At 67.3% G+C, this 7,796-nt stretch carries 9 protein-coding genes; 3 read left to right on the top strand and 6 right to left on the bottom strand.

Going from position 1 to position 7,796, the window contains the following annotated elements:
* Positions 1-271: 271 nt before the first annotated feature.
* The 3 genes from AC1DJ5_RS13615 to AC1DJ5_RS13605 form a co-directional block, all read right to left on the bottom strand.
* Complete coding sequence (locus AC1DJ5_RS13615; RefSeq protein WP_477020946.1) at positions 272-1,063, bottom strand: IS110 family RNA-guided transposase; 792 nt, start codon at positions 1,061-1,063, stop codon at positions 272-274.
* A 137-nt stretch (positions 1,064-1,200) separates the two neighbouring features.
* Positions 1,201-1,929, bottom strand: a complete 729-nt coding sequence (locus AC1DJ5_RS13610; protein ID WP_441454859.1) for an anti-sigma factor — start codon at positions 1,927-1,929, stop codon at positions 1,201-1,203.
* A complete protein-coding gene (locus tag AC1DJ5_RS13605; protein ID WP_441454860.1) occupies positions 1,926-2,429 on the bottom strand; it encodes an RNA polymerase sigma factor in 504 nt (167 codons plus the stop codon). The genes AC1DJ5_RS13610 and AC1DJ5_RS13605 overlap by 4 nt, the downstream gene beginning before the upstream one ends.
* Before the next feature lie 140 nt (positions 2,430-2,569).
* Between AC1DJ5_RS13605 and AC1DJ5_RS13600 the strand changes: the two genes are divergently transcribed.
* The 3 genes from AC1DJ5_RS13600 to AC1DJ5_RS13590 all read left to right on the top strand — a co-directional run bounded on the left by AC1DJ5_RS13600 (position 2,570) and on the right by AC1DJ5_RS13590 (position 5,314).
* The gene (locus AC1DJ5_RS13600; protein ID WP_441454861.1) at positions 2,570-3,850 is read left to right on the top strand and encodes a S8 family serine peptidase; all 1,281 of its coding nucleotides are present in this window, start codon (positions 2,570-2,572) and stop codon (positions 3,848-3,850) included.
* A 91-nt stretch (positions 3,851-3,941) separates the two neighbouring features.
* Positions 3,942-4,574, top strand: a complete 633-nt coding sequence (locus tag AC1DJ5_RS13595; RefSeq protein WP_441454862.1) for a hypothetical protein — start codon at positions 3,942-3,944, stop codon at positions 4,572-4,574.
* 269 nt (positions 4,575-4,843) lie between these two features.
* Positions 4,844-5,314 carry a hypothetical protein gene (locus AC1DJ5_RS13590; protein ID WP_441454863.1) on the top strand — a complete coding sequence of 157 codons (471 nt, stop codon included), beginning with the start codon at positions 4,844-4,846 and terminating at the stop codon, positions 5,312-5,314.
* 165 nt (positions 5,315-5,479) lie between these two features.
* Here the strand turns inward: AC1DJ5_RS13590 and AC1DJ5_RS13585 are convergent, their stop codons facing one another.
* The 3 genes from AC1DJ5_RS13585 to AC1DJ5_RS13575 all read right to left on the bottom strand — a co-directional run bounded on the left by AC1DJ5_RS13585 (position 5,480) and on the right by AC1DJ5_RS13575 (position 7,673).
* Positions 5,480-6,121, bottom strand: a complete 642-nt coding sequence (locus AC1DJ5_RS13585; protein ID WP_477020945.1) for a DUF2200 domain-containing protein — start codon at positions 6,119-6,121, stop codon at positions 5,480-5,482.
* A 423-nt stretch (positions 6,122-6,544) separates the two neighbouring features.
* Positions 6,545-7,162 (bottom strand): DJ-1/PfpI family protein, encoded by a 618-nt coding sequence (locus AC1DJ5_RS13580; protein WP_441454865.1) that lies wholly within the window; start codon positions 7,160-7,162, stop codon positions 6,545-6,547.
* 268 nt (positions 7,163-7,430) lie between these two features.
* Entirely contained in the window at positions 7,431-7,673 is a 243-nt protein-coding gene (locus AC1DJ5_RS13575) for a hypothetical protein (RefSeq protein WP_441454866.1), read from the bottom strand.
* Between the last annotated feature and the right edge of the window lie 123 nt (positions 7,674-7,796).

Here is a 7,796-nt window from a genome sequence, read left to right as displayed (position 1 = left end):
CGCCATGTGTGGACGGCTCTCCGTTGGCAAGGATTGATTTGACGTTCTGCTGAGCCTGGTCGGTGCGGCCATGTGTTCGACCTGTTGGTGCGGTACGCATGACCGCTGGCCATAATGCCTTCCGCGAAGATGGGTCCTGACCAACAGCACGCGCTCGAGGCGCTCTGGCGCATATAGGTTCTCCCGCCTTCCGGTTTCGACCGGCTGTCGCATTACATCTCGTCCGCCCTTCCCAAGTTCGTCGGCCGCAGCATGACGCCGGACCTGTCCTTTATGCCGCGAGCGGCTCCCGGTAGCGTTCACCGCTGTTCATGATCGCCCAAATCATGCGGGCGTTCTTGTTGGCTAGCGCCACCGCCGCGACCTTCGGCGTTCGTCGAGCCAGTAACTGCACGAGCCACGGCCGGCGCGTGCCGTTGCGCTGGGCGTATCGAACGACTGCGAGCGCGCCGACGACCAGCATCTGTCTCAGATAGCGGTCGCCCTGCTTGGTGATCCCGCCGAGCCGTTCCTTGCCGCCGCTGGAATTCTGTCTGGGCACCAGACCGATCCAGGCCGCCAGGTTGCGTCCGGACTTGAAGGCCTTGGGATCGGCCACCGTGGCGACGAGAGCGCTGGCGAGCAGCGGCCCGACGCCAGGTATCTCCATCAACCGGCGGCCGATTTCTGTGGAGCGGGCATTGGTGCGGATCAGCCGGTCGGTTTCCAGAATTTGTTCATTCACCAAGCCGAGCTGAACAACCAGCATTCTGAGGCAGACCCGCGCCTCGGGAGGCACGCGCTCGTCGGCGGCATCGGCGATCACTTCGATCAGTCTCTCGAGGCCTTGGCGACCGACGGCCGCCGCGAGCCCGAACTCTGCCATGTGGCCGCGAATGGCGTTCGAGATCTGTGTGCGCTGGCGCGTCAGGATCAGCCGGGTCCGATGCAGCACCATGACGCTCTGCTGGTCCCGCGACTTCACAGGCACGAAACGCATCGTCGCGACGCCTTCAGCATCGACGCCGTGTACCTGGAACACGGACTTCGCGATGTCCAAACCAACCGTGACTACCTGATTCATGGCTCTCCTCCAGCTCTGCCGGAGGCTTAACGCCGCCGGTGGGTTGGAGAGCCGTCCACAGCATCAACAGAGGAAGTTCGCATTAGCGCGGCAAGCGGTCATTCGCCGAGAAAGTTTGCACGTCCGATCCGCGGCGTTCAGCGCCAACCGGCGTCGCGCGCGCGGGCTTCGGCGGGAGCGTCCAGGGTCTCGCCCGAGATGACGGCGTCAACGGCCGCCAGAACCGCGTCGGGCGTGTCGGCGGCGGCCGTACGGACCTCGCTCGCAGCGCCATCGGTCGCCGCCAGCGCCTGCATCGCCCAGCCGTCATGCCCCCGGCACGCCAGGCCCGCCAGCCTCGCCTCGTCCGCCCGGAAGGTCCGGCACCATCGTCCCTCGTCGTCACGGAAGGTCAGGCCGACCGATCGGCCGTCTGCGTCCGCGCCATCGGCGGCCAGGCGGGTATCCAGGACGCGGACAAGGCCCGCATTCTTCAGCGCGCCGCCGGCGCCGACCGCAAAGCCGCGATCCGCCTGCCCTAAGTAGGGACCAAGCAGCACGCCTCCGGCAAACGCCGCTGTCGCCAGGCCGCCCCACAACGCCGCCCGTCGGGGCGTGGAGGCGTCGGCCAAGGCCCGACCCAGGCCGGCGAGCGGAGAGCGGGACTGCGCCGCTCCCGCCGCGATCAGGCGGGCGAGGGCCTGATCACGTGGATCGGCGGCGACCGGAAAGGCCTCCCTAGCCGTCGCGCGGAGCCGGCGCATGTCTTCCAGCCGCGCCGCGACTTCGGGATAGGCCAGGGCCGCCGCGTCGACCTGCTCCGCCTCCCGGGGCGACAGTTCGCCGTCGATGCGCCGCATCAGGGTATCGTCGTCGATCCGGCTCATCCCGTCACTCCTTGGGCGGCGAGGGTCTGCATCAGGGACTGACGGCCCCGCACCAGGCGGCTGGTCAGGGTGCCGGCCGGCACGCCCAGCACCTGGGCAGCCTCGGCATAGGACAGCCCCTCGACCAGCACCAGCGCCACTGCGTGGCGCTGGTGCTCCGGCAGGGCGTGGATCGCGTCGCGCACCGCCAGGGCGTCCGCGCGCAGGTCTTCGTCAGCCTGGGCTGCGTCGGCCACGCCGGCGGAGGTCGCGTTTTCCGGCGACACGACGCGGCTCCATCGCAGGATCGAGCGTCCCTCGTCGATGGCGATCCGTCTCATGATGGTGAAGGCCCAGCTGTCGAGCCGCGTCCCGGCTCGGAATTTCGATCGCGCCGCCAGCGCACGCTCGACGGTCTGCTGGACGAGGTCCTGCGCGTCCGCGTCGCGGGTCCGAAGCACCCCCGCAAAACGGCGAAGGCGCGGAAGGAGCTCCACCAGCCCGGTTTGAAAATCGTCCAAGCGCCTTCCTCGTCCATAATGGATGAAACGACCGGACCCAGGCGTTTCATCCATGGCATATCACGGGTGAAACCGCGCCTGAGGCAAGGGCGCATATGAAAGGACGAGGCGTGGCGCGACGACAGCGGATGGGGAGGCGGATGGCGGAATGGGTCGGAGCGGCGGCGCTGCTCGTCGCAGGGCCTGCCTGGGCGCAAATCGGGCCTCTGCCGCCGCTCGGGCTGCCCAGCTTGGGCGTCGCCGACCGCCTGCCGGCGGTCGGCGACATTGACCGCCTGGGCGCCCGCGTCGTGAACCGTGCGCTGCAGGCGCCGTCGCGGCTCCACGGGCTGATCCGAAGCTCCGGCGGGGTTCTGGAGGCGGACCCCCTCGGCTGGCCGGTCGTGGCGGGCGAGATCGTGGCCATCGATCTGTCGAGGCCGGCGCGCGACCGCGCCCTGGACGCCGGCTTCACCGTGGTGCGCGAAGAGCGGCTTGAAACACTGGACCTGACGACGACGGTGCTGGCTCCCCCACGCCGCCTGTCGTTGTCGCAAGCCATGGAGCGGCTGCGCGACCTGGATCCTGAGGCGGAGATCACCTTCAACCATGTTCATGCGCCGGCGGGCGCGGAAGAGGCTATTGCGGACGGCGGCCCGGCCCGGCCCGGCCTTGAGAAACCCGACGCGCGGCTCGGCCTGATCGACACGGGCGTGGACGCCGCCCACCCGGCGCTGGCGGGATCGCGCATCACCCAGCGCGGCTTCGCCGGGCCGCCGCGCATGGGCGCGCATGGTTTGGCGGTCGCCTCGCTGATGGTCGGGCGCAGCGGAGCCTTCTCGGGCGGTTTCCCTGACGCGGCCTTGCTGGTGGCCGACATCTACGGCGGTCAGGCGGCGGGCGGATCGTCGACGGGCCTCGCCCAGGCGCTCGCCTGGATGGTGGAGCAACGGACGACCGTGGTGAACATCAGCCTTGTCGGTCCGCGCAACCTCCTGGTCGAGCGGGCCGTGGCGCGCGCCCAGGCGCGGGGCGTCACCGTGGTGGCGGCCGTCGGCAACGACGGTCCGGCCGCGCCGCCCCTCTATCCGGCCGCCTATGAAGGGGTGGTGGGCGTGACGGGGGTGAGCGCGCGCGACAGGGCCCTGCCGGAAGGCGGGCGCGGTCCGCAGGTCGATTTCGCCGCGCCGGGCGCGGACATGGCGGCGGCTGCGCAAGGCGGAACCTGGACCGGGGTTCGGGGCGCCTCCTTCGCCTCCCCTATCGTCGCGGGCCTGCTGGCGCGCGGAGGGGGCGGCCCGGACGCTATCGAGGCCCTGTCCCGTTCGGCGCGGGACCTCGGGGCGCGGGGGCCGGATCCGGTATACGGAGCAGGGCTGGTCGGCACGGCGTCGCGGACGCCGCCGCAGGAGATGGGCGCGCGCGGCCGGCTGAGGCGCTGAAAATAATCTCGTCCCAGGGATGAAAGCCGCAGACCGGGTCGTTGGACCCTGCGAGGGCGCAATTCGCCCACGACATGCAGGAGACACGACCATGAAGAAGACCCTGATGATGGCGACCGTCGGCTTCGCCCTGGCGATCGCTGGAGCGTCCCAGGGCCAGGTGCTGGGCGGTTCGGGCGGACTGACGGGCGGCCTTGGCGGCAACCTGGGCGGCCAGGTCGGCGGCCTGACGGGTTCCGTCGGCGGTTCCGGCTCCCTGACCGGCGGTCTGGGCGGCACGGTCAACGGCTCGATGCTGCGCGAACGGACCGCCGACGTTCTGTCGCGCGCGGAGCGCCGCGCCCGGCAAACCCAGACGCGCGCCGCCGCTGTGGCTGAGCGCAATCGTCAACGGGCAAGCGAGGTCGCTTCCAACACGCGCGACACGGCGACCGCGACCGCCGCCAGCGCCCGAGGCGCCGTCAGCAGCGCGGCCGACGCCGCAACCGGCTCCCTGCAGGTCGATTCGTCCGGCATGTTGAACAGCGCGGCCTCGGCGAAAAACGGTACGGCGTCGGGTTCAGCCTCGGGTTCGGCCGCAGGGCGTGGTCAAACCCCCGCTCAACCCGCTTCTTCTCCCCCGACCTCGGCCGTAGATGCGAGCCGCTCGTCTTCGGCGGATCGCAAAGGCGCCTCGGTCTACATCGGCGCCAACGCCAGCGGAAACCTGGGTCACGACCACTGACTGAACTCATGCTCGCGGCGTAATCTCCCGGCCCCGTCAGCCTCGTCGACGGGGTCGGGAGGCGACGCCTGGAACCGCCTTTCCAGGTCCGGCCGACGGCCTTTATCGACACCCGCCCCGAGGTCCCTACCCTCGCCGAAGGCCGTATCGAACAGGCCGACCCCCGAGCCGAGGACACCGGCGCGCCGTCATCAGCGCCGCCGTCACACCCGAAGCGGAACCATTGCCCAAGAGGCGCTGTTTGACCCCGAAACCGAGGAGATGACTCCGTGGACGACTTCAAACCAAACGATCCGAACGCCATTCCGCCCCTGACAGGCGCGGAACGCCGCGTCGAAGAGACGGTGATCATTAAGAGAGAGAGCAGCAGCGCTGCCTGGTGGGCCGTCGGCGTTTTGGCTGTCCTGGCCGTAGTAGCGCTCTTGTGGTTCCTCACGCGCCCCCCCGAACAGGCTGCGGATGCGGATCTGCGGGTCGCCCAAGCTGAAGCGGCCGCCGAGAACGCTCGGCGGACCGCCGAGGCGGCGATGCTGCAGAACCAGATGAGCGGTGTTCGCGACAGCGTCGCCCTCGCCCAGGCCCAGACAGCGACGGCGCGCGCTGAGGCGATCCGCGCCACCGCCGAGGCCCGCGCCGCCGAAGCGCGCGCTACGGAGCCGGTGATCCCTGAGCGCCCGACGGCCGTCCCGCCGCCCCCGAGCGACGCTGCTGTCGTGACCACCACGACGCCGCAACCCTAGCGCTCCCAGCTCCTGTCGCCTGTCGCCTGGCCGCCAGCGTCGGCCGCAGGCGGGCTGTCAGGCTCGTTAACAAATGGGGGTTTTCCGCTAACCGCACGCCGCGCATCAGCGCCGAAACTATGCTTGCGGCTGAGCGGATCGACGTCTTCAACGGCGACGGGCGCCCTATTCCCGCAGGATCTTCTCGATCGCTTTCCCCTTGGCGAGTTCGTCGATCAGCTTGTCGAGATAGCGGATCTCTCGCATGAGCGGCTCATCGATGTTCTCGACGCGAACCCCGCAGATCACGCCCATGATCTTGGCCCTTGCAGGGTTTGGTTCGGGGGCCTCTGCGAAGAACGTCTCGAAGTCCGTTCTCTTCTCCAGGTGAGCGTTCATTTCGCCCTCGCTGAAGCCGGTCAGCCAACATATGATCTGATCGACCTCGGCCTTCGTGCGCCCCTTCTTCTCCGCCTTGGCGACGTAGTGCGGATAGACGCTAGCGAAGCTGGTTGTGTAGATGCGGTGCTTGGTCATGATGATCGTTTCCGCGTGGCGTGTCGCAAGGGCTCCGGCGTCATTCTCCCTGGGCCTGGATCCGATGATGGCTCCAAGCGGCCGCGTTTCCAGCATCTGGCGGCAGGGAACCGCTTTCTGGACCAACATGCTGAAAGGCCGCCACTCAAGACCAACACAACGGCGCTCCTCTCCCTTTCTGCCCCGAATGGAAATCTCCACGCTGGGAGAGACAGGATCGGTCCAGCTTTGCGGTTGCGAGCAGATCTTCACCGATCGTTCGCTGCCGGCGACCATCAAAGCTGCGCCCAATAGCGAATCCAGCCCGGCTCACAGAAACAGCGCTCGATAGATGCTGACGCCGAGAGCGGCCAAGATGGCTAGGCTGAGAGAGCAGAGCCGGCCGCGCCAACCGCGGTCTTTAAACGACCGCATCAACAGGCCGGACACAAGACCGCACCCGACCAAATTGTCAGAAGTTCTATCGACACTTGCAACGCGGGAGCCATCCACACAAGACATCCGAAACGACGAAAGCCTGCCCCGGCGAACCCGAGCGGGCCTGATAGCGGAGCCCGATGGCTCGACGCTTGCAATCTGCTCATTGAGCCCGTCTGAGTCCCAATGTGGCAGGCGGGCTTTTGCTTGTTGGCTTACACCCTGCCGAAGAATCCGGCCGCGCTGGAAGCGGACGTCGCAAACGTCAGCTCAGGGCGGAAGGCGGATGACGCCGCCTTACGCAGCAGCCATCGAGACGTTGAGAAACGGGGTCACCGCCGCCATGGCGCGCTCGACGTATTCGACCTTCTCGCCCACGGGCGCTACATAGTGGACGGCTTCTTGGGCATCCTGCGGCGTCGCTAGGCGGGCGATCATCCAGGCGGCAAGATATTGAGAGGCCAGGCAGCCGCCGGCCGTTGCGACATTGCCGTGGGCGACAAAGGGTCGGTCCACGACATTGACGCCGGCCTCAACGACCCAGGGCTTTGTAGTCAGGTCGGTGCAGGCGGGCAGCTCGCCGATCAGGCCCAGCTTGGCCAGTAGCAGCGTGCCGGAGCATTGAGCACCGATCAACTGGCGCGAAGGATCAAGCGTGATGCGCGCCAGGAAGTAGGGATCAGCGGCGTACTCGCGGGTCTTGATCCCGCTACCGATCAGGACCGCGTCAGCCTCGGTGAGAAACTCCAGCGGCTTTTGGCGCTGGATAGTCACCCCAGCCATAGAGGTAACCTCGGGCGTGGAGCAGGTGATGTATGCCTTCCAGCCCTGACCCTTCATCCGGTTCAGGATGCCGGCCGCAATAAAGGAATCGAGCTCGTTGAAGCCGTCGAGGGTCAGGATGGCGATTTGCATGCTATTCGAAATCTAGAGGGGAAAGCAGCATGGTTGCTGATGCCAGGCAGCGCCGCAAGCCGACTTTGCCAACGTCTTAAACGGGTCGGATTGCGACTATGGCACCTCGCCGGCAAGCGGACATTCCCTTGATCGCGAATGCCGCCTTTCTACTCCGACGGGCATGTCCGGTGTTGGCGCACGCCGGCACTAGGATTCAAACAAATCCTAATAGCCAGCGCATCGGCGATGAGAATCGCAAGCGTTGGGTTTGCAACCAGACCAGCAGTCAGTGGTCGAGCCCGCCCTGCTTAATCAGGCCTTTCACGAAGGCGTCTTCCAGCGAGGCGCCCACTTCACGAGAGAAAGCTTTCTGCGCCTCGGCCTCGTCAGCGATAATCCGCTCCGGCGTGGCTCGGTGGCTCGATAGCTTGAAGCAGACCTCCCTTCGCTGTCTGGCCGCCAGGTGTTCGATCCGTTCCAGCTTCACTCCGGCCTGAGCCCGGATCAGCTTCTTCGTCACTGTCGACATGAGCGCCTCCTGATCAGGTGGATTCATGTCTGGCGGGAGCCTTTGGTTCCGCATCGCTCCAAGGCAGGCCTCTGCCCCCTCCACTCAACGTTGGGGGCTCCTCTTGAAGGGGGTTTCCAACAC

It is taken from the genome of Brevundimonas sp. 01N35, from assembly GCF_056399785.1.
Note: the sequence above shows the minus strand (reverse complement) of the source record. Positions and strands in the feature narration are given on the sequence as shown.

What these genes read in the sequence shown, in the direction of transcription:
- AC1DJ5_RS13615 (WP_477020946.1), bottom strand. Translation starts at nt 1,063, where the DNA reads ATGAATCAGGTAGTCACGGTTGGTTTGGACATCGCGAAGTCCGTGTTC.
- AC1DJ5_RS13610 (WP_441454859.1), bottom strand. Translation starts at nt 1,929, where the DNA reads ATGAGCCGGATCGACGACGATACCCTGATGCGGCGCATCGACGGCGAA.
- AC1DJ5_RS13600 (WP_441454861.1), top strand. Translation starts at nt 2,570, where the DNA reads ATGGCGGAATGGGTCGGAGCGGCGGCGCTGCTCGTCGCAGGGCCTGCC.
- AC1DJ5_RS13595 (WP_441454862.1), top strand. Translation starts at nt 3,942, where the DNA reads ATGAAGAAGACCCTGATGATGGCGACCGTCGGCTTCGCCCTGGCGATC.
- AC1DJ5_RS13580 (WP_441454865.1), bottom strand. Translation starts at nt 7,162, where the DNA reads ATGCAAATCGCCATCCTGACCCTCGACGGCTTCAACGAGCTCGATTCC.
- AC1DJ5_RS13575 (WP_441454866.1), bottom strand. Translation starts at nt 7,673, where the DNA reads ATGTCGACAGTGACGAAGAAGCTGATCCGGGCTCAGGCCGGAGTGAAG.